28 protein-coding genes are annotated in these 24,268 nt (G+C 68.2%); 12 read left to right on the plus strand and 16 right to left on the minus strand.

Going from position 1 to position 24,268, the window contains the following annotated elements:
- Window positions 1–19: 19 nt before the first annotated feature.
- Window positions 20–304 carry a 4a-hydroxytetrahydrobiopterin dehydratase gene (locus A5773_RS24255; RefSeq protein WP_067793028.1) on the plus strand — a complete coding sequence of 95 codons (285 nt, stop codon included), beginning with the start codon at window positions 20–22 and terminating at the stop codon, window positions 302–304.
- On the opposite strand, the gene A5773_RS24260 is transcribed toward A5773_RS24255, so the two are convergent.
- Window positions 301–1,638, minus strand: coding sequence for a mannosyltransferase (locus A5773_RS24260; protein WP_066951522.1), 1,338 nt, complete (start codon window positions 1,636–1,638; stop codon window positions 301–303). The genes A5773_RS24255 and A5773_RS24260 overlap by 4 nt on opposite strands.
- 146 nt (window positions 1,639–1,784) lie before the next feature.
- On the opposite strand from A5773_RS24260, the gene A5773_RS24265 reads away from it, so the two are divergent.
- Together A5773_RS24265 and A5773_RS24270 are read left to right on the plus strand one after the other, a co-directional pair.
- A complete protein-coding gene (locus tag A5773_RS24265; protein ID WP_067793029.1) occupies window positions 1,785–2,456 on the plus strand; it encodes a hypothetical protein in 672 nt (223 codons plus the stop codon).
- A gap of 49 nt (window positions 2,457–2,505) precedes the next feature.
- Complete coding sequence (locus A5773_RS24270; protein WP_066951528.1) at window positions 2,506–3,597, plus strand: hypothetical protein; 1,092 nt, start codon at window positions 2,506–2,508, stop codon at window positions 3,595–3,597.
- A 75-nt stretch (window positions 3,598–3,672) separates the two neighbouring features.
- Here the strand turns inward: A5773_RS24270 and A5773_RS24275 are convergent, their stop codons facing one another.
- Together A5773_RS24275 and A5773_RS24280 are read right to left on the minus strand one after the other, a co-directional pair.
- A complete protein-coding gene (locus tag A5773_RS24275) occupies window positions 3,673–3,819 on the minus strand; it encodes a DUF1059 domain-containing protein (protein ID WP_066951537.1) in 147 nt (48 codons plus the stop codon).
- A 28-nt stretch (window positions 3,820–3,847) separates the two neighbouring features.
- Window positions 3,848–4,420, minus strand: coding sequence for an HhH-GPD-type base excision DNA repair protein (locus A5773_RS24280; protein ID WP_066951540.1), 573 nt, complete (start codon window positions 4,418–4,420; stop codon window positions 3,848–3,850).
- Between the two features lie 112 nt (window positions 4,421–4,532).
- Here A5773_RS24280 and A5773_RS24285 point away from each other — a divergent pair, with 112 nt between their 5' ends.
- On the plus strand, window positions 4,533–5,066 hold the full coding sequence (locus tag A5773_RS24285) for a nuclear transport factor 2 family protein (RefSeq protein ID WP_067793083.1): 534 nt from the start codon (window positions 4,533–4,535) through the stop codon (window positions 5,064–5,066).
- Between the two features lie 36 nt (window positions 5,067–5,102).
- Here the strand turns inward: A5773_RS24285 and A5773_RS24290 are convergent, their stop codons facing one another.
- The gene (locus A5773_RS24290) at window positions 5,103–5,291 is read right to left on the minus strand and encodes a DUF5302 domain-containing protein (protein WP_066951543.1); all 189 of its coding nucleotides are present in this window, start codon (window positions 5,289–5,291) and stop codon (window positions 5,103–5,105) included.
- A 36-nt stretch (window positions 5,292–5,327) separates the two neighbouring features.
- Window positions 5,328–5,771: a PPOX class F420-dependent oxidoreductase gene (locus A5773_RS24295; RefSeq protein ID WP_066951545.1), complete on the minus strand. Its 444-nt coding sequence runs from the start codon at window positions 5,769–5,771 to the stop codon at window positions 5,328–5,330.
- Window positions 5,772–5,848: 77 nt separating this feature from the next.
- Here A5773_RS24295 and A5773_RS24300 point away from each other — a divergent pair, with 77 nt between their 5' ends.
- Window positions 5,849–6,370 (plus strand): DUF1697 domain-containing protein, encoded by a 522-nt coding sequence (locus A5773_RS24300; protein WP_066951590.1) that lies wholly within the window; start codon window positions 5,849–5,851, stop codon window positions 6,368–6,370.
- A gap of 10 nt (window positions 6,371–6,380) precedes the next feature.
- Here the strand turns inward: A5773_RS24300 and A5773_RS24305 are convergent, their stop codons facing one another.
- Window positions 6,381–6,746 (minus strand): GntR family transcriptional regulator, encoded by a 366-nt coding sequence (locus tag A5773_RS24305; RefSeq protein WP_066951550.1) that lies wholly within the window; start codon window positions 6,744–6,746, stop codon window positions 6,381–6,383.
- 37 nt (window positions 6,747–6,783) lie between these two features.
- On the opposite strand from A5773_RS24305, the gene A5773_RS24310 reads away from it, so the two are divergent.
- Complete coding sequence (locus tag A5773_RS24310) at window positions 6,784–7,497, plus strand: NAD-dependent deacylase (protein WP_066951559.1); 714 nt, start codon at window positions 6,784–6,786, stop codon at window positions 7,495–7,497.
- An 11-nt stretch (window positions 7,498–7,508) separates the two neighbouring features.
- On the opposite strand, the gene A5773_RS24315 is transcribed toward A5773_RS24310, so the two are convergent.
- Together A5773_RS24315 and A5773_RS24320 are read right to left on the minus strand one after the other, a co-directional pair.
- Complete coding sequence (locus A5773_RS24315) at window positions 7,509–8,138, minus strand: class I SAM-dependent methyltransferase (RefSeq protein ID WP_066951561.1); 630 nt, start codon at window positions 8,136–8,138, stop codon at window positions 7,509–7,511.
- A gap of 65 nt (window positions 8,139–8,203) precedes the next feature.
- Entirely contained in the window at window positions 8,204–10,516 is a 2,313-nt protein-coding gene (locus tag A5773_RS24320) for an MMPL family transporter (protein WP_066951563.1), read from the minus strand.
- 311 nt (window positions 10,517–10,827) lie between these two features.
- Between A5773_RS24320 and A5773_RS26670 the strand changes: the two genes are divergently transcribed.
- Entirely contained in the window at window positions 10,828–10,950 is a 123-nt protein-coding gene (locus A5773_RS26670; protein ID WP_003878506.1) for a hypothetical protein, read from the plus strand.
- A 132-nt stretch (window positions 10,951–11,082) separates the two neighbouring features.
- On the opposite strand, the gene A5773_RS24325 is transcribed toward A5773_RS26670, so the two are convergent.
- Together A5773_RS24325 and A5773_RS24330 are read right to left on the minus strand one after the other, a co-directional pair.
- Window positions 11,083–11,835 carry a 3-hydroxyacyl-CoA dehydrogenase gene (locus A5773_RS24325; RefSeq protein ID WP_066951567.1) on the minus strand — a complete coding sequence of 251 codons (753 nt, stop codon included), beginning with the start codon at window positions 11,833–11,835 and terminating at the stop codon, window positions 11,083–11,085.
- 43 nt (window positions 11,836–11,878) lie between these two features.
- Entirely contained in the window at window positions 11,879–12,964 is a 1,086-nt protein-coding gene (locus A5773_RS24330) for a CaiB/BaiF CoA-transferase family protein (RefSeq protein WP_067261342.1), read from the minus strand.
- Between the two features lie 97 nt (window positions 12,965–13,061).
- Here A5773_RS24330 and A5773_RS24335 point away from each other — a divergent pair, with 97 nt between their 5' ends.
- Window positions 13,062–13,871, plus strand: coding sequence for an enoyl-CoA hydratase (locus tag A5773_RS24335; protein ID WP_067793031.1), 810 nt, complete (start codon window positions 13,062–13,064; stop codon window positions 13,869–13,871).
- An 85-nt stretch (window positions 13,872–13,956) separates the two neighbouring features.
- Window positions 13,957–15,297, plus strand: coding sequence for a DUF2867 domain-containing protein (locus A5773_RS24340; RefSeq protein WP_066947932.1), 1,341 nt, complete (start codon window positions 13,957–13,959; stop codon window positions 15,295–15,297).
- A gap of 5 nt (window positions 15,298–15,302) precedes the next feature.
- On the opposite strand, the gene A5773_RS24345 is transcribed toward A5773_RS24340, so the two are convergent.
- Together A5773_RS24345 and A5773_RS24350 are read right to left on the minus strand one after the other, a co-directional pair.
- The gene (locus tag A5773_RS24345; protein ID WP_066947937.1) at window positions 15,303–16,025 is read right to left on the minus strand and encodes a CPBP family intramembrane glutamic endopeptidase; all 723 of its coding nucleotides are present in this window, start codon (window positions 16,023–16,025) and stop codon (window positions 15,303–15,305) included.
- Complete coding sequence (locus tag A5773_RS24350; RefSeq protein WP_066947941.1) at window positions 16,022–17,167, minus strand: NAD(P)H-binding protein; 1,146 nt, start codon at window positions 17,165–17,167, stop codon at window positions 16,022–16,024. Before A5773_RS24350 ends, A5773_RS24345 begins: the two co-directional genes overlap by 4 nt.
- Window positions 17,168–17,346: 179 nt before the next feature.
- On the opposite strand from A5773_RS24350, the gene A5773_RS24355 reads away from it, so the two are divergent.
- Together A5773_RS24355 and A5773_RS24360 are read left to right on the plus strand one after the other, a co-directional pair.
- The gene (locus A5773_RS24355) at window positions 17,347–17,847 is read left to right on the plus strand and encodes an isoprenylcysteine carboxyl methyltransferase family protein (protein WP_066947945.1); all 501 of its coding nucleotides are present in this window, start codon (window positions 17,347–17,349) and stop codon (window positions 17,845–17,847) included.
- Window positions 17,844–18,860 (plus strand): NAD(P)/FAD-dependent oxidoreductase, encoded by a 1,017-nt coding sequence (locus A5773_RS24360; protein ID WP_066947949.1) that lies wholly within the window; start codon window positions 17,844–17,846, stop codon window positions 18,858–18,860. The genes A5773_RS24355 and A5773_RS24360 overlap by 4 nt, the downstream gene beginning before the upstream one ends.
- Before the next feature lie 105 nt (window positions 18,861–18,965).
- Here A5773_RS24360 and A5773_RS24365 read toward each other — a convergent pair whose 3' ends face one another.
- Window positions 18,966–19,769, minus strand: a complete 804-nt coding sequence (locus A5773_RS24365; protein WP_082948381.1) for a crotonase/enoyl-CoA hydratase family protein — start codon at window positions 19,767–19,769, stop codon at window positions 18,966–18,968.
- On the minus strand, window positions 19,766–20,911 hold the full coding sequence (locus A5773_RS24370; protein WP_066947952.1) for a thiolase family protein: 1,146 nt from the start codon (window positions 20,909–20,911) through the stop codon (window positions 19,766–19,768). Before A5773_RS24370 ends, A5773_RS24365 begins: the two co-directional genes overlap by 4 nt.
- Window positions 20,912–21,104: 193 nt before the next feature.
- Here A5773_RS24370 and A5773_RS24375 point away from each other — a divergent pair, with 193 nt between their 5' ends.
- The gene (locus A5773_RS24375; RefSeq protein ID WP_066947956.1) at window positions 21,105–21,395 is read left to right on the plus strand and encodes a hypothetical protein; all 291 of its coding nucleotides are present in this window, start codon (window positions 21,105–21,107) and stop codon (window positions 21,393–21,395) included.
- A gap of 81 nt (window positions 21,396–21,476) precedes the next feature.
- Here the strand turns inward: A5773_RS24375 and A5773_RS24380 are convergent, their stop codons facing one another.
- Entirely contained in the window at window positions 21,477–22,961 is a 1,485-nt protein-coding gene (locus A5773_RS24380; protein ID WP_066947960.1) for an aldehyde dehydrogenase family protein, read from the minus strand.
- A gap of 90 nt (window positions 22,962–23,051) precedes the next feature.
- Window positions 23,052–24,266 (minus strand): cytochrome P450, encoded by a 1,215-nt coding sequence (locus A5773_RS24385; protein WP_066947963.1) that lies wholly within the window; start codon window positions 24,264–24,266, stop codon window positions 23,052–23,054.
- Window positions 24,267–24,268 lie beyond the last annotated feature (2 nt).

Raw genomic sequence — 24,268 nt, forward strand, 5'->3', positions numbered from 1 at the left:
GACGGTATACGGTCGAGAGATGGCTGTGTTAACGGATGAGCAGGTCGACGCCGCACTGCCCGATCTCAACGGATGGCAACGTGCCGACGGCGCGCTGCGCCGGTCGATCAAGTTCCCGAGTTTCCTCGCCGGCATCGACGCGGTGCGCCGGGTCGGCGAGCACGCGGAGAGCAAGGACCATCACCCGGATATTGATATCCGTTGGCGGACGGTTACTTTCGCTCTGGTTACGCACTCCGAAGGGGGCATAACCGAGAAGGACGTGGCCATGGCGCACGACATCGACGGGATCGTCGGGAGTTAGTCCGCCGCCCCGTCCTCGACCGTCACTCCGGCGTGACGTTCGGCGGCGGCAGTCACGCCAGCGTGACGTTCGGGAGATCGGCCCGCGGCGGCGACCCAGGTCAACGTCGCCATCGCCGCCACGATGTAGATCAGGCCGGCCCACGCCAGATACCACGGCCGGCTGGTCTGCCAGATGGTCGGCTGAGCGTAGAGCAGCAGCCATGGCACGCCGACGATGGTCAGCGCCAGCCAGCCCCAGCCCACGATCCGGGCGCCGCGCCGCTCGCGCAGCGGTCCATGAATCGCCCAGATCATCAGCGGCACCAGCCACACCCAGTGGTGAGTCCACGAAATCGGCGATAGCAGCAGCCCGAACAACTCGACCACCAGCAACTTGCCCAGCCGGTCGGACGGGTCCAGCGCCCGCCAGGCCAGCACGGCCAGCACCACGGTGACGGCGATGGCGGCCAGGACCGGCGGGCCGAAACCGGCGTCGTGACCGAGGATCCGGGAGATGCCGCCGCGCCAGGATTGATTGATCGATGTGGCGATGGGGCCCACGCGATGCGCGTCGCCCAGCAGCTTGGTGAAGTAGTAACGGGTCTGGTCCCCGACCACCAGTGCCGACACGCCGATGGTGGCGACGAAGACCACGAAGGAGAAGGCCGCCGCGGCCCATCGCCGCACACCGAGCAGGTAGACACCGGAGATCGCGGGCGTCAGCTTGATTCCGGCCGCGACGCCGACCAGCAGGCCCGACAGCCACCAGCGCGTCGTCAGCACCGCCCACAGCACCCCCAGCATCAGCAACACGTTGACCTGCCCGTAGTCGAATGTGCTGCGCAGCGGCTCGATCCAGATCGTGACGGCGGTCCACGCCATGGCCATGCGGCGGCCCTCGCCGCCGGGCGCCACGCCGATCAACCGCTGGCTGATCCGGATCGCACCGTACAGCGCGGCCATCGTCGCGATCTGCCACGCGAAGGCGACCAGGCCGAAGGGCAGCAGGCTCAGCGGGTAGAAGACGACCGCCGCGAACGGCGGATAGGTGAACGGCAGCGGGAAGTCCGGCGTCTGATCGGCGTAGACGTAGCTGTACAGCGTGCCGGCATGGTCGAGCGCGGCGGCGCCGCCGAGGTAAACGTGCAGGTCGACGAAGTTTGCACCGTGGGGCGACAGATATGTCCAGCCGAGTCGCGCGGCGACGCTGGCGACCAGGAGCGCGGGTGCCGCCGCCCGAAGCAGACTCGCGAATCGCCGGCGCGGGGGTGCCGCCGGGGTGGCCGAAGTGGTGTCTATGCGCCCGACTTTAGCGATCGAGGCGGCCTGAGCGGCACCGGTGGACCCCGTCACCGCCAACGGTCCTGGTCGCCGGGCGTTCGGTCACCGCCGCCACACGTATCAATAACGATCAAATAAATGCCACACGTGTCACTTGAGTCCCATCAGTATCAACGTAACTTCGGCGGCGGACCCGTTTTCCACAACCAGGGAGAGTCATGCCAACCATCTGGACTTACATGCGTGCCGCGGCGGTCGTCGTCGGTTCGTCCGCAGCCCTACTCACGGGCGGTATCGCCCACGCCGACCCCGTGCCGGCTCCGCCGATTCCGAACATTCCGCAGCAGCTGATCAGTTCGGCGGCCAACGCGCCCCAAATCCTGCAAAACCTCGCTACCGCCCTGGGCGCGACCCCGCCATCGCCGGCCGCTCCGGGCATCACCTTCCCGGGAGTTCCGTCGGCCGCCGCAACGTCACCGGCGAATCCCGCGTCGAGCATCCCCTCGATTCCCGGGTTGACGCAGGCGGCGACGCCCTCCGCGCCGTCTGCCCCGGCGGCCACGCAGGGCCTGCAGGGGTTGATCCCGGGCCTGGGACAGACGGCACCCGCGGCGCCCGCCGCACCGGCCACGTCGTCCATCCCCGGACTCCCGGCCATCCCGGGGCTGTCGACGCCGACCGCCCCCGCCACCCCGCCGACCCCGCAGATTCCGCAGGCGAAGGTCGACATGCCGGCGTTCCTGCCCAATCTGCCGGTCAACATGCCCGCGCAGATGACCCTGCCGCAGGACCTGCCGGCACTGGCCGGGGCTCCGGCGGCGCCGGCCGCACCGGCCGCACCGGCAACCGGGGCCAACCCGGTAGCGCCGCTGCTCGCCGCCCTGCCCTGAGTAGTTAGCCCGACAGCAAAGCCACCCCCTACTGACCGGAGGACACACCGTGGCAACCACTTGGAATCTGTCCAAAGGATTGGCCGCTGTCGTGACGGCATCGGCTGCCGCGTTCGGGTTCTGCCCGAGCGCGGCAGCCGAACCGGCGACACCGCAACCTAACTCGACTCAAGAACTCCCGGGCCTGCCGGCGCTATCGCAGCTGAGCCCGATCATTCAGCAGGCGGCCACCAACCCCGGGCAGGCGACACAGCTGCTCATGGCGGCGGCGCAGGCCTTCAGCAACAACCAGGGTGCGCCGACCGAGTCTCGGAACGTCGCCCAGTCGGTGAATCAATTCCTGGCCCAGCCGGGCTCGCCGGCCACCGGACCCGGAACAGCTTTCCCGGACGGTTCGCCGGTGCCGCACGTCCCTGCGGCGGGCGTCGAACCCGGCGCGCAGTCGCACCTGCCCGCCGGCATCGACCCGGCACACGCCGCCGGCCCGGGACCGGCCGCGGCCCCGCCGGCCGCGGGCGCCGAAGCGGGCGCCCAGTCACACCTGCCCGCCGGCATCGACCCGGTACACGCCGCCGGCCCGGGACCGGTGGCGGCTCCGCCGGCTTCCGCGCCGGCCACCGTCGCACCCGTCGCGGCACCCGTGCCGGCGCCTCCCGCGCCGGCCGAAGCTGCACCGGCCGCCGCCCCCGCACCCGCCGCGGCACCGGCCGCGGCGCCGGGATTCGGCCCGGACGCTCCGCCCACGCAGGACTTCATGTACCCCTCGATCGGCACCAATTGCCTGGCGGACGGCACCAGCGCGATCGCCACCGCGCTGTCGGTGGCGGGCCCGGCGAAGATCCCGACCCCCGGGCCCGGCCCCGGGCAGACCGCCTACGTGTTCACCGCCGTCGGGACCCCCGGGCCGGCCGAGGTGCAGAAGCTGCCGCTGAACGTCACGTGGGTCAACCTGACCACGGGCAAATCGGGAACGGTCGCGCTCAAGCCGCGCACCGACATCAACGGCGACGGGCCGACGACGCTGACCGCGATCGCCGACACCGGGTCGGGCAGCATCATGTCGACCATTTTCGGGCAGGTCACCACCAAGGAAAAACAGTGCCAGTTCATGCCCACGATCGGCTCCACGGTGGTGCCGTAGGGCCAGCACTGTTCCCTGCCCTGGGCGCGCGGGCCCCCCCCCGGGGGCACGCGCGCTCGGCGTTTAGTCAGACAGTTAGTACGCCATGAACAGGATCGCGTCGCGATCGTATTCGAGACCCGGATGATCGCTGGCGAGATGAGCCTGGGTCAGCTCGACCAGCTCGTCCTCATCCTTGCCGACGATGGCTTCCCCGCACGGACACGTTATGTGTGTCTTCACGTTGCCGCCCTTCCCTTCTGGTGACTTACTACTTGGCAGCCTTGGCTGCCGCCTTCATCTGCTTCTTGTAGGAACGCACTTTGCCCATCGATTGGGCGTCGACGATATCGGCGACGGAGATGTGCGTGCCCTCCTTGCCGAACTGCCCGGCCGCCGCGCGCCAGCCCTTGACCGTGACGCCGTACTGCTTGCCCAACAAAGCCAGGAAGATCTGCGCCTTGACCTCGCCGAAACCGGGTAGCCCCTTGATTCGCCGCAGCAGCTCCTCGCCGTTGGGGTCCCCGGCGGTCCACAAGCCGGCGGCATCGCCGTCATAGCGGTCCACAATGATCTGGGCCAGGGTCTGGATTCGTTTGGCCATCGACCCCGGAAAGCGGTGTATCGCAGGCTTTTCCGAACACAGCGCCGCGAACTTGTCGGGGTCGTACTCGGCGATCTCATGAGCACCGAAGCTGCCCATCCGGTCCGCGATCTTCTTCGGCCCCGAGAAGGCCGTCTCGAACGGCACCTGCTGATCAAGAACCATCCCGATGAGCAGGGCCAACGGATTGTCGTCCAGCAGCGCGTCGGCCTCAGGATCTTGAGCGAGCCAAAGTTTCACCGTCAACGACCAGCCTTTCCGCTGAACACCCTAAAACCGATGACCTATGTGTTGAGAGACTACCTATCAGAAACGCGCTTACGGCCGGCGAATGACCAGGGAGTTGGGTGACGTGGTGGTGGATGAGGCCCGCTTGGCACTGATGCTGGACCGCGACGAACTGCATCAACTCGTCACTGCCTACTGCCGGGCCGTCGACCGCGCCGACTATGACGCGCTTCGCGGCCTGTACCACCCCGAGGCGACCGACTCGCACGGCTCGTTCTCCTCGGGCGGCGTCGAACAGTTCATCGCCCAGCTACAGGCCGCGGAACCGTATGTGCGTGTCTCCCAACACAACATCACCACAACGAACTTCGTGATCGACGGCAGCACGGCCCGCGGTGAGATCTATTGCCTGGTGTTTCACACCTTCGCCGGGCCCGACCACGACATCGACGTCATCATCGGCGGCCGGTACCTGGACAGCTATACCCAACACGACGGCCGCTGGAAGTTCCGTGAACGCACCATCGTGGCGGATTGGGCCTACCAGAACGACCCGTCCCAAGTGAACTTCGGACACCCCAGCACCCGGGGCAGCGTGCGCGGCGAGCCGGGCCAGGCCGACCCTTCGGTCAGCCATTTCACACCGCCCGAAGGCTGAATCCGCCGTAAAGCGTTGGGATGCAACGGCCGCCGGTCAGCCGCTCTTGCGCCGGAATTCGCGGCGGTTCTCCACCGGACCGTGCGCGCGCGTCTGCTTACCACCACCAGTCTTGGGGTCGGACCCACCCGACGACTTGGCCATCTTGCGGTCGAGGGCTTCACGGAACTTGCGCTTGTTGTCGTCGTCCGATTCCGGCGCCTCGGGTGACTTGGATTCAGCCATACCGGCAGCCTAGCCGGGATCGCCGCATTCGGGCGGCTACCGCACTCCGGGCGGCATGCCGTACACGTGCGAGATCGGCAGGGTCAGTAGCACCCGCCGATCGGTGACCATCGCCTCGCGGAACTCGTCCCAATCCGGGTGTTCGCCGGCGATGTTGCGGTACAAGGCAATCAACGCCTCGACGGTGTCGTCGCCGGGGGCGGCCGCGGGCGGCGTCAGAGTTGCCGTGCCCTCGGCCACCGCGTACGACCACCCGTCGTCCGCGTCGACCAGGATGGACGCCCGCGGATCGCGGCGCAGGTTGCGCGTCTTGGCCCGCGGCTCGGTGATCGACACCCGCACGGCCAAGTCGCGCGGGTCGAAGTGGTAACTCACGTTCGACAACTGCGGGCGTCCGTCGCGTTTGATGGTGGCCAGTACTCCGAGGGAGTTTCCACTGATCACGGCCAGCAGCTTGTCGTCGAAGACTTGGCGTCCCATGGGAGAAAGCCTACGTCGCGCGTCCAGCAGCCGGTCCCGGATCGCGTCGGCCCGGGCCGCCCTGGTGAAATCGGATGATGACCAAGTACGCGGCGTTCCTGAGGGGCGTCAACGTGGGCGGCGTCAACCTCAAAATGGCAGAGGTGGCGCGCGCTTTGACCGACGCCGGATTCACTGACGTGCGCACAATCCTGGCCAGCGGCAACGTCCTGCTGGAGTCGTCCGCCGGTGCCGCGGCGGTGCGCAAGAAGGCCGAAGCCGCGCTACGCGAGAACTTCGGCTACGACGCCTGGGTGCTCGTCTACGACCTCAAGGCGGTGCGCGCCATCGTCGAGGCCTACCCGTTCGAGCCCGAGGTCGACGGCTACCAGTCCTACGTCACGTTCGTCGCCGACAAAGCGGCGCTCGACGAACTGGCCGCACTCGGCGAGGCCACCGGACGCGACGAGCGGATCGGCCGCGGCGCGGGCGTCATCTATTGGCAAGTGCCCAAGGGCGGCACCTTGGACAGCACGATCGGCAAGACGATGGGCAAGCCGCGCTACAAGTCGTCGACGACGACGCGCAATCTGCGCACGCTGGCGAAGGTGTTGCGTTAGGACGGAGCGCTCAGTCGTCCGGCACGTTGGTCAGGTAGCGCATCGCGTCGGACTTCGTCAGCCCCAGCGCCCGGGCCACCTCGACGTATTCCTTGGCGGCGGCCGCCATCGCGGCGTCGGTCGGGTCGAAGCGGGAGATGAAAGTGCCGAAGCGCCCGCGGGTTTCGACGATCGCCGCGGACTCGAGTTCCCGATAGGCGCGGGCCACGGTGTTGGCCGCGACGCCCAGCTGGCCAGCCAGGTCGCGCACCGTGGGGAGCCGGGTACCGGGCGGCAGCGCGCCGGCCCGAACGCCGTCGATGACTTGGGTCCTGAGCTGGTCGAACAGCGGCCTGCCCGCCTTCATGTCGACCTTCAGCAAATCCCGCAGCTCCACCTCTTCAGTATGTCCCAAGCACCGCTATCTTTGTGGGATGCGAGTAGCGGTGCTGAGCGGCGCGGGGATCTCCGCGGAGAGCGGGGTGCCGACCTTCCGCGACGACAAGAACGGGTTGTGGGCCCGCTTCGATCCCTACGAGCTGTCCAGCACCCAGGGGTGGCGCGACAATCCCGAGCGGGTGTGGGGCTGGTACTTGTGGCGTCACTATCTGGTGGCCGACGTCGCGCCCAACGCCGGGCACCGCGCGATCGCCGCGTGGCAAGACGGCGCCGAAGTCAGCGTAATCACCCAGAACGTCGACGACTTGCACGAGCGCGCCGGCAGCATGCCGGTTCATCACCTGCACGGCAGCCTGTTCGAATTCCGTTGCGACCGTTGCGGTATGCCTTACACAGACGCGCTGCCCGCGATGCCCGAACCGATGCTGGAAGTGGAGCCACCGGTCTGTCACTGCGGCGGCCTGATCCGGCCCGACATCGTCTGGTTCGGTGAGCCGTTGCCCGACGCGCCGTGGCAGTCCGCGGTCGAGGCGACCGAGGCCGCCGACGTGATGGTGGTCGTCGGAACCTCGGCGATCGTCTATCCGGCGGCCGGGCTGGCCGAGCTGGCGCTCTCCCGCGGCACGGCCGTCATCGAGGTCAATCCCGAGGTCACGCCGCTGTCCAGGCACGCCACGATCAGCATCCGCGAAACGGCCGGCCAGGCGTTGCCGGGGTTGCTGCAGCGGCTGCCCGCGCTATTGAAGTAGCCGCGCGGGAATTACGGCCTGCGGGCGCGGCCCAGCAGGATTTCCGACACCGGCATGGGCGCCCATGCGGGCAATGTGAACTCGCGCCGGGAGACGTCGACTTCGAATCCCGCGTCGATGATCGAGCGCTCGGTGTCGCGGTGGGTGTGACAGTTGCCGAACAACCGGGGCCACAGCGTCGCGTCGGCGATCCGCTGGAAGCGGCCCCGCGCTCCGGCGCTCGCCACGTGCTCGAGGTAGCGCAGCTCTCCGCCCGGGCGCAGCAGCGAATACAGGCGTCGCAACACGCCGCCGGGATCCTGCACGGAGCACAACACCAGCGAGCACACCACGGCGTCGAACTGCTCGCCGCCGCTGAACCCTTCGGCCGTCTCGCCCGTCACGACGACGCGGGCGGGCACCACGTCCGCCGCCGCCCGCGCCTGGGCGGCCAGCCGCGGCTCGGGCTCGACCGCGACCACCTCGTGGACCGACTCCGGGTAGTGCGGAAAGTTCGTCCCGATGCCCGCACCGACCTCCAGCACCCGCCCCGACAACCCCGATAGGTTCTCCCGGCGAAGGGCCCGGATCACCTCGGTTTCATGGGTGGCGACGACGGGCCAGATGCGCGCGAAGAACGGGTTGTCCACCGCCGTTGTCATACACGTCAACCTTCCGACTCGGATGAGCCTCACAATAGGGTCTTGCCGACGAACCGATCGGCGCGTCAGCGGGGCACGGGCTCCGCTACCGGGCCACCGTCGAGCGGGACCGGCTCGACATATCTGTGGGTGGCCCCGCCCTCACTGATGCCGAACCGATCGTGCAGCCAGGCCAGCGGCCTGGGCGCCCACCAATTCCACCGGCCCATCACATGCATGAACGCGGGCACCACGACCATCCGCACCAGGGTGGCGTCGGCGAACACGGCGAGCGTCAGGCCCAGGCCGAACATCCGCATGAAAGAAACGTGGGCTGCGATCAGCGCCGCGAACGACATCGACATCACCAAGGCGGCCGCGGTGATCACCCGGCCGGTACGGGCGACGCCGAGGGCGACACTCTCGTCGTTGGCGGCGTGCGCCTCCTTCGGGGTCGGCCGTCCGGGTCGAGCGGCCCCCGACGCGAGCCAGTACTCGCGGATCCGCGAGAGCAGGAACACCTCGTAGTCCATGGACAGCCCGAAGGCGATGCAGAACAGCAGCACCGGCATATTGGCGACCAGCGTCCCGCTCGGCGTGGTTCCGAGCGCGCCGAGATGCCCGTCCTGGAAGATCCACACCAGCGCGCCGAAGGCCGCGGTCAGCGAGAGGACGTTGCACGCCAGCGCCTTGGCCGGCAGCACCACGCTGCCGGTGAGCAAGAACAGCAGCGCGAACGTGATGGCGGCCATCAACCCGAGCACCAGTGGGAGCCGGTCGGTGACCGCGTCCACGCTGTCGCGGTTGACCTGGGCGACGCCGCCCATCGCGACGGCCCGGCCGGCCGGCCCGGGCACCTCGTGCAACCGTTTGAGCTGCGCGTCGCTGGCCGGCGAGAACAGCGGCGCCGCGCTGCCGACGGTCAGGAAGGCGCTGCCGTCGGCCAGACCGGTGGCCCCCGCGGGCGGTCCCGTCCGGTTCCCGCCGACAAACGTCCCGCCCGGAGCCGCCACGTCCGACACGTCGGGAACCCGCGACAAGTCGGCGGCGTACCGGTCGAGGTCCGCCGGACTCAGGCCGCGAGCGTCGGGAACGACGACCGGCACGGACGTCGCGGAGTCGTCCGCGAAATCGTTGCGCAGCCGATCACCGACCTGGTGCGACGACGTCGAACGCGGCAGCACCCGGTCGTCCGGGAAGCCCCATTTCACGCCGAGGAACGGCAGCCCGAGCAGGAGCAGCAACGCGACGACGGTCAGGCCGATCGGCGCCCAGCGGCGCATCACCAGCTTGCTCGACCGGTACCAGAACAGCTGCTCGACGGGTTTGTGCACCGGCTCGGGGCGCCGGAAGACCCGGCGCAGCAGCCGGCGCACGTCCAGCGCGTCCAGCCGGGGGCCCAGCAGGACGATGGCGGCCGGCGTTATCACGATCGAGGCGGTCGCGACGAAGGCCACGGTGGCCACGCCCGCGTAGGCGAAGGACTTGAGGAAGTACATCGGGAACGCCACGGTCGCCGACATGGACAACGCCACGGTGACCGCGGAGAACAGCACCGTGCGCCCGGAGGTCGCCATGGTCCGGATCAGCGCCTCTTCCGGGTCGCTGCCCTCGGCCAGCTCGTCGCGGTAGCGGCTGACGATCAGCAGTGTGTAGTCGATGGCCAGCGCCAGGCCCAACGCGGTGCTCAGGTTGAGCGCGAAGATCGACACTTCGGTGCTGAACGTGATCAGCCGCAACACCGTCATCGAACCGACGACGGCCAGCGCGCCCAGCGCCATCGGCAACGCCGCCGCCAGCAGCCCGCCGAACACCCAGATGAGGATCAGGAAGCTCAGCGGGAGCGCGATCATCTCCATCACCAGCAGATCGGCCTGGTTCTGCGTGTTGATCTGGGCGTACTGCATTGCCGCGCCGCCGGCGCTGACGGTCACGCCGTCACGGTCGTGGATGAACTGGTCCGCAATGGTCTGGGCGTTGGTCTGCGCGTAGTTCTCGCCGCCCTTGAGGTTGACCACGAGCAGGCCCGACTTGCCGTCGCGGCTGATCAGGTCGGCGGCCGCCTCGGGTGGGACCGTCCACGGGGACGACACGTTGTAGACCAACGGTGACTTCTGCAGCTGGTTGACCAGGTCGGTCCCCACGGCGCGGGCCTGTCCGCTGTCGGTGCCCCCGGGCGCTGTCACCAGGATCAGCATCTGCTGACCGCTTTGCCCGAACTTGTCGGTCAACACCTGGATCGCATGGGCGGACTCGGAGTGCGGATCCTGGAAGCCCCCGGGCGACAGGCTCTTGGCGACGGGAATGCCGAAGATCGCGGCGGCGATGAAGACCAGGACACCTAGCGCGATGATGCGGCGCGGCGCCGCGATGGCCAATCGGGCGATCCCCTGCAGCATGTCGAGCCCTTCCGCCGCCGGTGCTGATCACGCTGGCCGCTGGCGTACCCGCGACAACTTAACAAACGTTAGTTTCCACGCGTCAAACAGATTCCTCTTTAAGCACGTAGGGCGGCTGCCGCACGGTTCAATGCGGCGCTTTTAAACCGCGGCGACACTAAGAGTCCGGCCAGAAAAATGTGTGCCAACTAAGCAGGTCATGGGCCTAAAAGCCGCGGTCGTCCGCTTACAACCTACCGGGCGGTAAATTGCCACGGTTTTCCGAATCGTGACTCAAAGATTCCTTAATGGTGGCCCATACGCTCAGTGTCATGTGGATCGACGACACAAGTGCCGACGTCATCAAGGTTGACTTCGAAGCCCTCTACCACGGCGACGTTCTGGTGGAAGGCGAAACCTCGGAGCAGTTCGACGAACTGCAAGCGGCGAGCTGAGGTCTGACTATGAGCATGCTCGCACGCCTGTTGATGGCCGAACCCGCCGTCAGTCGATGGTTCCGTCGATAAGTTCTTGCTCCATTACGAAAGCCCCCCGCTCGTCGCGGGGGGCTTTCGTGTTTGGGGGCCTCAGCGAGGGGCCATCCGGATGGCGCCGTCCAGGCGGATGACCTCGCCGTTGAGCATCGGGTTTTCGATGATGTGCACCGCGAGCGCGCCGTACTCGTCGGGATCACCCAACCGGGCCGGGTGCGGAACCTGCTTGCCCAGCGACTTCTGCGCCTCCTCGGGCAGCGAACCCAGCAGCGGAGTCTTGAACAAGCCCGGCGCGATGGTCACCACGCGGATGAGCTCGCGCGACAGGTCGCGCGCGATCGGAAGCGTCATGCCGACCACGCCGCCCTTGGACGCCGAGTAGGCCGCCTGGCCGATCTGGCCCTCGAACGCGGCGACCGAGGCGGTGTTGATGATCACCCCACGCTCTTCCCCGACCGGTTCGGTTTTGGCGATGCGCTCGGCGGCCAGCCGCAGCACGTTGAAGGTGCCGATCAGGTTGACCCCGACCACCTTTTTGAACGCGTCCAGCGGGAACGGGCCGTCCTTGGACAGCGTCTTGATGGCGTTGCCGATGCCGGCGCAATTGACGTTGATGCGCACCGGGCCCAGCGACTCGGCGGTGTCCAGCGCCTTGCTGACGGCGGCCTCGTCGGTGACGTCGGCCTGCACGAAGCGGGCGCGCTCGCCGAGCTCTTGGACCGCCTCTTCGCCCCGCAGGTCGATCACCACCACCTGCGCCCCGGCGTCCAGCAGCCGCTTGGTGGTGGCCAAGCCCAGCCCCGAGGCGCCCCCGGTGACGACGGCTACGGCGTCCTTGATTTCCATGCGAGTCCTTCCCCTTGCGTCCAGCCAACCAGTTGGTTGGCGACTATACCCAGTCGTTCAGCACGGCTTCGACGTCGGCCAGCGGGGCGGCCGGAGGGCGCGGCACGTCGGGCGTGGTGCGGGAGAACCGCGGCGCAGGCAACGGCTGCAAACCACCCTCGGCTTCGTAGAACGTGTTCCGCTCGGTGATGTGCGGCTCGGTGTGCACCTCGCCGAACGCCAGCACCGGTGTCACGCACGCGTCGGAATCGGCGAACACCTTCGCCCAGTGGTCACGGTCGTGAGCGGCGAAGGCCGCCGTCAGCGCCCCGCGCAGCTCGGGCCAGCGGCTCACGTCGTTCTGCGGCGGCAGATCGGCGGCGTCCAGGCCGAGCCCGGCCAGCATGGCCGCGTAGAACTGCGGCTCGATGGCGCCCACGGCGACGTAGCGTCCGTCGGCGCACTCATAGGTGTCGTAATAGGGCGCGCCGCCGTCGAGCATGTTGGTCCCCCGCACGTCCGACCACATGCCCAGTCCCCGCATCGCCCACATCATCTGGATCAGCACGCTGGACCCGTCGACCATCGCGGCGTCGATCACCTGACCCTTGCCGGAGTTCTGCCGCTCCCACAGCGCGGACAGGATGCCGACCAACAAGAACATCGAGCCGCCGCCGAAGTCGCCGACCAGGTTCAACGGCGGCACCGGCCGCTCGTTTGCCCGACCGATGGCGTGCAGGATGCCATTGAGGGAGATGTAGTTGATGTCGTGGCCAGCTTGCTGACTGCGTGGGCCGGACTGTCCCCAGCCGGTCATCCGGGCGTAGATCAGCCGCTCGTTCACCTCGGCGCACTGCTCGGGTCCGAGGCCGAGCCGCTCGGTGACGCCGGGGCGAAAGCCCTCGATCAACACGTCGGCTTTGGCGACGAGCTCGAGCACGACGGCACGTCCCTCGTCGGACTTGAGGTCGACGGTCACCACTCGCCGGTTGCGCAGCATGGCGTCCTTCGCGACACCGCCGGGACCGGTCGATGGCCGATCGATGCGCACCACGTCGGCGCCCAGATCCCCCAAGATCATCGCCGCGTGCGGGCCCGGCCCGATGCCGGCCAACTCGACGACCCGAAGTCCCTTCAGCGGTCCAGCCACGATCTACCGACCTTTCGTCTGCTCTGACGCCCGTTGTAGTTGGCATCTTCGCAGCCGCCCCGGACCGGCGCGCAGCCCGGTCACTTAGGGTGAGCCCATGGCGCAATCCGCGATCGACACCCTGACCCCCGTCGCAGGCCTTTCCGTCACGTCGTCCGGCGGCGTGCTGTCGGTGACCATCGATCGGGCCGACAGCCTCAATTCGCTGACCCTGCCGGTGATTACCGGCATCGCCGACGCGATGGAACGCGCGGCCGCCGACCCCGACGTGAAGGTGGTGCGCCTCGGCGGTGCGGGCCGCGGCTTCTGTTCCGGTGCGGGCATCAGCGCCGACGACGTGTCGGACACCGGGGTCCCGCCGGACGAGATCGTGGTGGAGATAAACCGGTTGATCCGGGCGATCGCCGCGGTGCCGCACCCCGTGGTCGCCGTGGTCCAGGGGCCGGCGGCCGGCGTCGGTGTTTCCCTGGCGCTGGCTTGCGACGTGGTATTGGCTTCGGAGAGCGCCTTTTTCATGCTCGCGTTCACCAAGATCGGCCTGATGCCCGACGGCGGTGCGTCCGCATTGATTGCCGCGGCCGTCGGCCGCATCCGGGCGATGCACATGGCGCTGCTGCCCGAACGGCTGCCTGCCGCCGAGGCGCTGTCCTGGGGACTGGTCAGCGCGGTCTATCCGGCCGACGAATTCGAGGCTGAGGTGGACAAGGTGATCGCCAGGCTGTTGGCGGGGCCGGTCGCGGCGTTCGGCAAGACCAAGCTCGCCATCAACGCGGCCACGCTCCCCCAGTTGGATCCGGCTTTGCAGCGCGAGTACGAGGGACAGGCCGTGCTGCTGCGATCGCACGACTTCGTCGAGGGCGCAACCGCTTTCCAGCAGCGCCGCACGCCGGACTTCACCGACCGCTGAGCCTGTGGTGCTTACCGGCGGCCCAAGCTGGTAATCCTCCCCCGCGTCGGGTCCGAATAAGTCGAAGACGACGAACGGAGAACCCATGGCTGGACAGGTGCGGTGCCTGGTGACCGGGGCGACCGGCTACATCGGCGCCCGGCTGGTGCCGCGACTGCTCGACGAGGGCCACCAGGTGCGCGCCCTGGCGCGCAACCCCGCGAAGTTGGCGGACGTGCCGTGGCGGCAGCAGGCCGAGGTCGCGCGCGGCGACCTGGGCGACGTCGATTCGCTGGTCGCGGCGTTCGACGGGATCGACGTCGTCTACTACCTCGTTCATTCGATGGGCACGGCGAAGGATTTCGCCGACGAGGAGACGCGGGCGGTTCGCAACGTCGTTACCGCGGCCCGCCGCACCGGCGTGCGGCGCATCGTGTATCTGAGCGGGCTGCATCCCGAGGGTCGCAAGCTCTCGCCACACCTCGAGTCGCGGACGGCCGTCGGCGACGCGCTCATCGCCTCGGGCATTGAAACCATCGTGCTCCAGGCGGGCGTCGTCGTCGGCTCGGGATCGGCGTCGTTCGAAATGATCCGGCACCTCACCGACCGGCTGCCGGTGATGACCACCCCGAAGTGGGTGCACAACAAGATCCAGCCAATCGCGGTGCGCGACGTGCTGTATTACCTGGTCGCCGCGGCTACGGCGGCGGTGCCCTCTTCGCGGACCTGGGACATCGGCGGGCCCGACGTGTTGGAGTACGGCGACATGATGCGGACCTACGCCGAGGTCGCGGGGCTGGGCAAGCGCTATCTGATCGTGCTGCCGTTCTTGACGCCGACGATCGCCAGCCTCTGGGTCGGAACCGTGACACCGATCCCGCCCGGTCTGGCGCGCCCGCTGATCGAGTCGCTGGAGTGCGACGCGGTGATGCGCAACCACGAGGTCGACGGCGTCATCGAGCCCCCGCCGGCCGGGCTGACCAACTACCGCCGGGCCGTCGAGTTGGCACTCGACCGCGCGGCGCACGGCGTTCCGGAGCCCTCGTGGTCGTCGTTGCAAACCGAACCGGCCGAGGCGCTGCCCACCGACCCGGATTGGGCGGGCGAGATCGTCTACACCGACGAGCGCACCGAGGAAACCGCCGCTGAACCCGCCAACGTCTGGGCGGCGACGGAGGCGGCCGTGAACGCGCGGGCCGCCACCTGGAAGGTCGAGGAACGCGCGGCAGGTGCGCTGTTGCGGCTGCGCTCAACCAAGCGAGCGCCGGGACGGGAGTGGCTCGAGATTACGGTCACGCCGCACGACGGTCGCGGCAGTCGCTACACCCAGCGGTCCATCTTCCTGCCGAGGGGCATCCCGGGCCGGGTGTACTGGTTCTTCGTGCGGCGGTCCCATGCCGCCGCCATGCGCGCGCTGGCCCGCGAAGTGGTCGGTTCGGTCCGATAACGGCGTCAGACGCCGAACATCGGGGGCAGCACGAGCACCATGATCAGCCCCCACACCAAGTGGGTGAGCATCGGCGCCAGGACGCCCCCGGTCGCCCGGCGCTCGAACGCGCACACCGTGCCCAAGATGACCGCGGCGAAACCGAGCATGGGGTTGCCGCTGGCCAGCGTCGCGCAGGTGTAGAGGACGGTCGAAATCACGATGGGGTGGTAGCGGCCCAGGGCGGTGTAGAGCGCGCCGCGGAAGAACACTTCCTCGGCGACGCCGTTGACAAGCGTGATCGCCACGATCACCGGATACCACCCGTGGTGGGCGTATTCCAGTACGCGGGTTATCAACTCCGCCACTGGCGTGATCTCGCGAGCTATCAGTCCGCCGATGACGAACACGCCGCCCAGCAGCAGACCGATTGTCGTCCCGGTGATGACCGGCCTTTGATTGCGGCCGCGCCAGCAGATGCCGCCCAGATGCAGGGGGCCGGAGATGAACCCGCCGGCGAGCCACACCCCCGCTAGCGCCAGGGTCAGCCAGTAGAAGCTCGAATCCCCCGGATGGCGCCGTAGTGAAAACCCGAGTACCCCGGCGCCGACAACCACCGTGATGGCGACGATGACGCGCCGGCGTCGCACGACGGCCGGCGATTCGTGATGGGGCACAGCGACGTTGGTGAGTGCGCGCCACCACTCGGACAGCGTGCCTGTGTTGGACGGGGCGGTTGACTGACTCATGCGGGATGCACCTTCGGGGTCAGGGCGATCAGGAGATCAAGGCCGGTGCGAAGCGCTCCGGCGAGCGGACCGGGGACCATGCTCACCAGCCCCAGAGCCGGCCGCACGATGGGCGGGGTGACCCGCCGGGCAACGTGGCGGATGCGCCGCGCGTCACCACCGGCCCACGCGGGATCGGTGTCGGCGAGGTGATGGGGATCGGCCAGGGCGTTGACCGGGGACGGACGATTCGACTGATCGGCCAAGGCTAGGGCAATGGCATCGTCGACGCCGAGCAGGCCACCGGGCGGGTCCGGCACCCGATCGCGTACGTCGCCCTTCGACGCCACCATCGGGTGGTCCAGCGATTCGACCAGATCACCGGCCAACCCGGGCGGCACCGGCAGGGCGACGCCGGTGATCAGCGACGCCAGGCCCGTGTCGACCCTGCCGACCGACAACCCGGCGTGCCACCTGCCAGAGATGCGCGTATACGTCTTGAGCAACTCACGGTAGGACGTGGTGTCCGGGCCGCAGATGTCATACGCCCCGGCCGGCACCAGCTCGGGATCGGCGGCGGCGACGAGGTAATGCAGGACATCCCGGATCGAGATCGGGTCGATCGGGTTGTCCATCCAGCTCGGCATGGGAATGAGCGGAAAACGGTCGCCGACGTAGCGCATCATCTCGAACGAGGTCGAGCCGGCACCGATGATCATGGCCGCGCCCAGCCATACCAGCTCCGGGCCACCCGGGACCTTCAGGGCCTCGGCCACTTCGGCCCGGCTCGTCAGATGCTCGGACAACACCTCGCCGGCGGGCACGAATCCGCCCAGGTAGACGATCCGGCGCACACCGGCGTCCCGAGCCGCCGCGGCCAGGTTGGCGGCCGCGGCCTTATCGGCGTCGCGGAAGCCGGGCTGCCCGATGGCATGCACCAGGTAATACACCACGTCAACGGGTCCGGCGTCGGCGAAGGCGGCTCGGGTCGAAGCGGGATCCGCGGCGTCGAGAGTCACCGGTATGACTTCTCCGTGCCATCCGAACCGCCTGAGGCGCTCGGGGTCTCGGGTGGCGGCCAGGACCTGGTGCCGGTCCGCCAGCAGCGCCGTGACCAGCCGCGATCCGACATAGCCCGTGGCGCCGGTGACCAGGATCCGCATACCTTCCAACCTAGCCCGGCAACGATGAACGCAAACCTGGCGGGCACGGCGCGCTGATCGCGTACGTAACGGCACGGTGGCTTTCGGCCCGGGATTTTGCACTGGCATTACGCTCGCAAGGTTGAACCCGCGCGGCGGCGGCACCGTAGACCCGGTAGTCGTCAATAGATGGTGGAGACATGTATTACCTGCTGGTCCTGGCGGTCGGCATCGAGCGCGTCGTCGAGCTGGTGCTGTCCAAGCGGAACGCGCAGTGGTCGTTTGCCCAGGGCGCCAAGGAATTTGGCCGACCGCATTATCCGGTGATGGTGCTCATCCACACCGGGCTGCTGGTGGGCTGCATTCTCGAGCCGTGGGCGTTGCACCGGCCGTTCATCGCCTGGCTGGGCTGGCCGATGCTGGCGGTGGTGGCGTTCAGCCAGGGCCTGCGCTGGTGGTGCATCGCCACGCTGGGGCGGCGGTGGAATACCCGGGTGATCGTGCTGCCGCAGGCCCCGCTGGTGCGCCAGGGTCCCTACCGGTGGCTGCACCATCCGAACTATGTTGCAGTGGTGGCTGAGGGGTTGGCGCTGCCGTTGGTGCACACGGCGTGGCTGACCGCGGCCATTTTCACCCTGGCGAACGCGGCGCTGCTGAGGGTGCGGCTGCAGGTCGAGAACTCCGCGCTGGGCTACACGTGACCGACTACGACACCGACCTGTTGATCGTCGGCGGCGGCCCGGGCGGCCTGGCCACGGCGTTACATGCACGCCGCCAAGGACTTTCGGTGATCGTCGCCGAGCCGCGCGAGGGCCCCATCGACAAGGCGTGCGGCGAGGGACTGATGCCCGGCGGGCTGGCCGAGCTGACGTCCCTCGGGGTCGACCCGGTCGGCATGCCCTTTCATGGCATCGCTTACGTCAGCGAACACCGCCGGGCGCAGGCGCGGTTTCGCCACGGACCGGGCCGGGGGGTGCGGCGCACGACGCTGCACGCGGCGCTGGCGGCGCGCGCCAAAGAGCAAGACGCCGAATGGATTCGGGCGCGGGTGACCACCGTGCAGCAGGACGCCCACGGGGTGACGGCCGCCGGTGTGCGCGCGAAATGGTTGGTGGCGGCCGACGGACTGCATTCTCAGGTCAGGCGGTCCGTCGGAATCACGGCGACGGCGGGGACACCGCGGCGCTACGGCGTCCGTTGGCATTACCGGGTGCCGGCGTGGTCGGAATTCGTCGAAGTGCACTGGTCGCGCTGGGGCGAGGCATACGTGACCCCGGTGGAACCGGACCTCGTTGGTGTGGCGATCCTGTCGCGGGGCCGACCCGACCTCGCCTGGTTCCCGCGGCTGGCCGGGCAGTTACGGGGCGCCGGCCGCGGCGAGGCGCGTGGGTGCGGGCCGTTGCGGCAGGTGGTCTCCCGCCGGGTCGCCGGACGGGTGCTCCTGGTCGGGGACGCGGCGGGGTACGAGGACGCGCTGACCGGCGAGGGCATCAGCCTTGCGGTCAAGCAAGCGGCAGCGGCGGTCGCGGCCATCGTCGACGAGACTCCGTTGTCGTATGAGCTTGCGTGGCAACGGATTACCCGAAGCTACCGGTTACTTACCCGCGGCCTGGTGTTGGCCAGCACCCCACCGCTTGCGCGCCGTGCCATCGTGCCGGCGTGCACGCTGCTGCCCGGCGCGTTCCAGCGCGGGGTGAACGTCCTCGCGACCTGATCCCGATGGTGGCGACCCGTTTCGCCCGGCTCGGCCGATAGTGGCGGCCCGCTGCGCCCGGCTTCGCCGCGCTTGCGACCGCCACGGCCGCCCTCGCGACCTGAGCTAGCGCGCCTTCCAGACCGGCTCGCGCTTCTCGGCGAAAGCGAGCGGCCCCTCCTTGGCGTCTTCGGAGCGCAGCAGGACGCCCATCTCATTCATGGTGCGCTGCCAACCCGCTTCCTCGTCGGTGACGACCCCGTCGTCGACGCCGTAGGCGATGCGCTTGCTGGCCTGCACCGACAGCGGCGCGTTGACGGTCACCCGGGCGGCCAGGGCCAACGCGGCTTCCAGCACCGTGCCCTCCTGGACCACCTGGTTGATCAGACCCCATTCGAAGGCGTCGGAGGCGGTGATCGGCTCGCCGGTCAGCAGCAGCTCCATTCCCACCTTGCGCGGCAGCTGCTGCACGATCCGGAACACGCCGCCCGCGGCGGCAATCAGCCCGCGTTTCACCTCCGGCAGGCCGAACTTGGCCCGCTCGTCTGCCACCACCAGGTCGCTGGCCAGGGCCAGCTCGGTGCCGCCACCCAGGGCGGTGCCGTTGACCGCCGCGATGGTGGGCTTGTCGATGAAGTGGTGCACGTAACCCGCGAAGCCCCACTCGCCGTGCTCGGGGTGATACAGGTTCTCCCGGCGCGAGATCGCCTTGAGATCGGCGCCGGCGCAAAACGACTTGTCGCCGGCGCCGGTGATCACCACGGCCCGCACCTCGGGGTCGTGTTGCGCCGCGTCGAGCGCGTCCCCGACGCCGATGCTGACGGCACCGTTGACCGCGTTGCGGGCCTCGGGCCGGTTGATGGTGATCACCATGACGTTGCCGCGTCGTTCGACCAGCACCGCCGGCTGGTCGGTGGCAGCGTCCGTCACAACAGCTCCACGATGGTGGCGTTGGCCTGGCCACCACCTTCGCACATCGTCTGCAGGCCGTAGCGAATTCCCTTGTCCCGCATGTGATACAGCAGCGTGGTCATCAGCCGCGCACCGGATCCGCCGAGCGGGTGGCCCAGCGCGATGGCGCCGCCATTCGGGTTGAGCTTCTTCTCGTCGGCGCCAATGTCTTTCAGCCACGCCAGCGGGACGGGGGCGAACGCCTCGTTCACCTCGTATGCCCCGATGTCGCCGATGGAGAGGCCAGACTTCTTCAGCGCCTTCTGGGTCGCCGGGATGGGCGCCGTCAGCATGATCACCGGGTCGGCGCCAGCCAGTACCGCGGTGTGCACCTTGGCGATCGGCGTGAGGCCGAGTTCCTTGGCCTTCTCGGCCGACATGAACAGCAGGGCGGCCGAACCGTCGGTGATCTGCGAGGAGTTGCCGGCGTGGATCACGCCGTCTTCCTTGAACGCCGGCTTCAGCGACGCCATCTTCTCCATCGGGGTGCCGCGGCGGATGCCCTCGTCCTTGAGGACGACGTTGCCATCCTGATCCTTGATGCCGACGATCTGGTCGTCGAACGCACCGGAATCCTGTGCGGCCGCGGCCTTTTCGTGTGATCCCAGCGAGAATTCGTCGAGCGCGGTGCGGTCGAAGCCCCACTGCTCGGCGATCATTTCGGCACCGAGGCCCTGGTTGGGCGTCTTGTGGTAGCGGTCCTTGAAGGCCTGCGGGTAGGGGTTGCCGCCACCGGCCAGCGACGAGCCCATCGGGGTCCGCGACATCGACTCGACACCGCCGGCGACGACGACGTCGTAGTGTCCGGCGACCACGCCCGCCGCGGCGAAGTGGATGGACTGCTGGCTCGACCCGCATTGGCGGTCGACGGTCACGCCCGGCACGGTCTCGGGCCAACCGGCGGCCAGCAGCGCGGTGCGGCCGATGTCGAGGGCCTGCTCACCGGCCTGCATGACGCAGCCCCAGATGACGTCGTCGACGATTCCCGGGTCGATACCGGCCTTCTCGACCAGCCCGTTGAGGACCTGCGCGGACAGGTCGGCCGGGTGCACCCCCGACAGGCCTCCGTTGCGCTTCCCGAGCGGTGAGCGGACGGCCTCGACGATGACGGCTTCAGCCATGGTTGTGTCTCCTTTGACGCTAGGACCTCAGGTATTGGTGAGTCTTTTCGTCGATTGTCAACCAACGCGTTGGGAGGGCGCGGGGCGGGGTGGGTTTGGCGGTCTTCCGGTGCCAGCTCTTCGGCGGTGCATATCGCGACGGTCACGTTCAGTTCATGTTTCCGGGGACGTCGGCGTCGTAGGGTGCCCCGATGTGAGCACCCCTTCACCCGGCCCCGGTTGGTGGCTGGCATCGGATGGCGAGTGGTATCCCCAGCAATGGGAAAGCACCTTCGTTGCGTACACGAACGAATCCCTGCAAGCGGTGCTGGAGGAGGCGAACCGACTAACGCAGGCCTACGGAGAACAGGGCTGGGAGATCGTCGGGTCGTCGGTACAACGCACCCAGGTTGCCCACGGCTTCAAGGACTATGACAAAGGCGGAGAGCACTATTTCGAGTGGAGCATCGTCTGCACCTTGAAACGGCCTGTCGCGCCCGCCTGACTCCCGCCGAGATTGCCGCCATGGTCGCGGTCGAGCGAAAACCACAGCCATGACGGCAATCTCGCCGAACGGTGGCCCTTCTCAGCCGGCGGGATAGCCGACCGATTTGATCTCCGTGTACTGGTCGAACCCGGCGACGCCGTTCTGGCGTCCCACCCCGCTGTACTTGTAGCCACCGAACGGGGTGTCGGCGCCATACGGCGCGCCGCCGTTAACGCCCATGAAGCCGGCCCGAATCCGGCGAGCCACCGCCAGCGAGCGCTCCAGCGAGCCCGACATCACGTTGCCCGCCAGCCCGTACTTGCTGTCGTTGGCGATCCGGATCGCGTCCTCCTCGTCGTCGAACGGGATGACCGCCAGCACCGGACCGAAGATCTCCTCCTGGGCGATAGTCATCGAGTTGTCGACGTCGGTGAAAAGCGTTGGCCGAACGAAGAATCCCTTGTCGAACCCGGTGGGCGCGTCGGGTCCGCCGACCAGCGCGGTGGCGCCCTCCTCGACGCCCTTCCGGATGTAGCCCATCACGCGGTTGCGCTGCACCTCCGAAATCACCGGCCCGCACAGCGTTCCGGGATCCTGCGGGTCACCACACGTGACGTTCTCGTAGATGCTCTTCAGGATCTCCACACCCTCGTCGTAGCGCGAGCGCGGCAACAGCATCCGGGTGGGATTCGCGCAGCCCTGCCCGGCGTGCATGCACGGCGCGATGCCGATTGCGCACGCCATACCGAAATCGGCGTCCTCCAAGACGATCGTGGCCGACTTACCGCCGAGCTCCAGGAAAAGCCGCTTCATGGTGGCCGCGCCCTTTTCCATGATCCGCTGCCCGACCGTGGTCGACCCGGTGAACGAGATCAGGTCCACCTTCGGCGACAGCGTGAGCTCCTCGCCCACAAAGTGGTCCGACGCGGTGACGACGTTCACGACGCCCGCAGGGATGTCGGTCTTCTCGGCGATCAGCCGGCCCAGCCGGGTGGCGTTGAACGGGGTGTTCGGCGCGGGCTTGAGCACCACGGTGTTGCCGGTGCCGAGCGCCTGGCCGAGCTTGTTGAGGGTGACCTCGAAGGGGAAGTTCCACGGCACGATGGCGCCGACCACGCCCACCGGTTCGCGCCAGACCTTGCGGGTGGTCAGCGTGCCGGTCAGGCTGATCACCTTGTCACCCAGGTCGGTCTCCCAGGCGTACTCGTCGATCAGCCTGGCTGGGTACTTCAAGCCGTCTTCCAGTGGGGCGTCCAGCTGCGGGCCGAACGTGATTGCCCGGGGCGAGCCCACCTCCAGGATGAGCTCCTCGCGCAGCTCTTCCTTTTCCGATTCGATCGCCTCGTGCAGCTGCAATAGGCAGCGCTTCCGCAGCTCCCGGTTGGTCGACCAGTCGCTCTCGTCGAAGGCGCGCCGGGCGGCGTCGATGGCCCGGAGCATGTCCTCCTTGGATGCGTCGGCGACCTCCCCGAGCGGCTCCTCGGTCGCCGGGTTGATGTTCGTGAAGGTGCCGGCCTGCCCGTCGACGAGCTTGCCGTCGATCATCATCTTCGGCTCGAAACGAACCTTTACAGCCTCAGTCATATCTGTCACTCTCTTTTGAATCGCGGAGGGGCTATGGAGAGCCTTACCGGAAACTAGCCGATTGGCAAGGCGCAACCTTTTCGGGGCTGGTTATTGAGGGTCGAACAGCACCGGTACCGACGTCGGCGAGCGGAAAACCTGCCCGCGGATATGCGGGTCGTCCGCGTCGGGATCAAGCCGCAGGTTCGGTAGCCGGTCGAGCAAAAGATTGATGGCGGTGCGCATTTCCAGCCGGGCCAGGTGCATGCCGAGGCAGACGTGCACGCCGTGCCCCCAGCCCAGGTGCGCCCTGGCTTGCCGGAAGATGTCGAACGTGTCCGGATCGGGGTAGCGGTCTTCCTGCCGGTTGGCGGATCCCAGCATCGGCATCACCGTCGAGCCTGCGGGTATCGGAACCCCGCCGAGTTCGGTGTCTCGGGTGGCCACCCGGGTGATGGTCAGCAGGGGCGGTTCCCACCGCACGCCCTCCTCGATGGCTTGCGGCAGCAGCGACCGGTCCGCGCGGATGGCAGCGAGCTGCGCGGGATCGGACAGCAGCGCGAGCAGCAGGTTGCCCAGGGACCGGTAGGTCGTTTCCACCCCGGCGGGCAACAGCAGGCGGAGGAACGAGTAGATCTCCTCGTCTGCGAGCTTCTCCCCGTCGATCTCCGCCTCGGCCAGCGCGCTGATCAGATCGTCCTTGGGCTCGGCGCGGCGGGATGCGAGGATCGGCGCGAAGTAGTCGCACAGCGCGGCCGACGCGGCAAGACCGCGTTCGGGATTCAGGATCCAGCTCAACAACGAGATGGACCACCGCTGGAACTGGGGATAGTCCTCCTCCGGCAGGCCCAGCAGGCCCGCGATGATCTGACTCGGATAGTCGAAGGTGAATTCCTTGACCAGATCGGCCTTGCCGTTCGCGGCGAACTTGTCGATCAGGCTATTGCCCACCCGCCCGACCAGCTCGTCTTGCCAGCGGGCCAATGCCTTCTGCGAAAACGCCTTTGACACCAGTGACCGCAACCGTCCGTGCACCGGTTCATCCATGCCCAGCATCACCCGCTCTCCCAACACGGGGCCGAACGCGGCGATGACGGCCGCCGACGAGAAGGTCTCGTTGTCGCGCAGCATCTGCTGGGCATCCTCGTGGCGGTAGACGATGAAGACCGGCTTGGATTCCTCGTGCGGCATCCCGGAGACATCCAACCGTTGAATGGGCTCCTCGCGGCGCAGCCGCGCCAGTTCGGTGTACGGGTCGCGCACATCGCCGGAGACCGCATCGTCGAAGGCGCCGAAGTCCTCCAGGTCGTCGAAAAGCTGTTCCATAA

This window comes from Mycobacterium sp. 852014-52450_SCH5900713 (assembly GCF_001667075.1).
Classification (GTDB): Bacteria; Actinomycetota; Actinomycetes; order Mycobacteriales; family Mycobacteriaceae; genus Mycobacterium.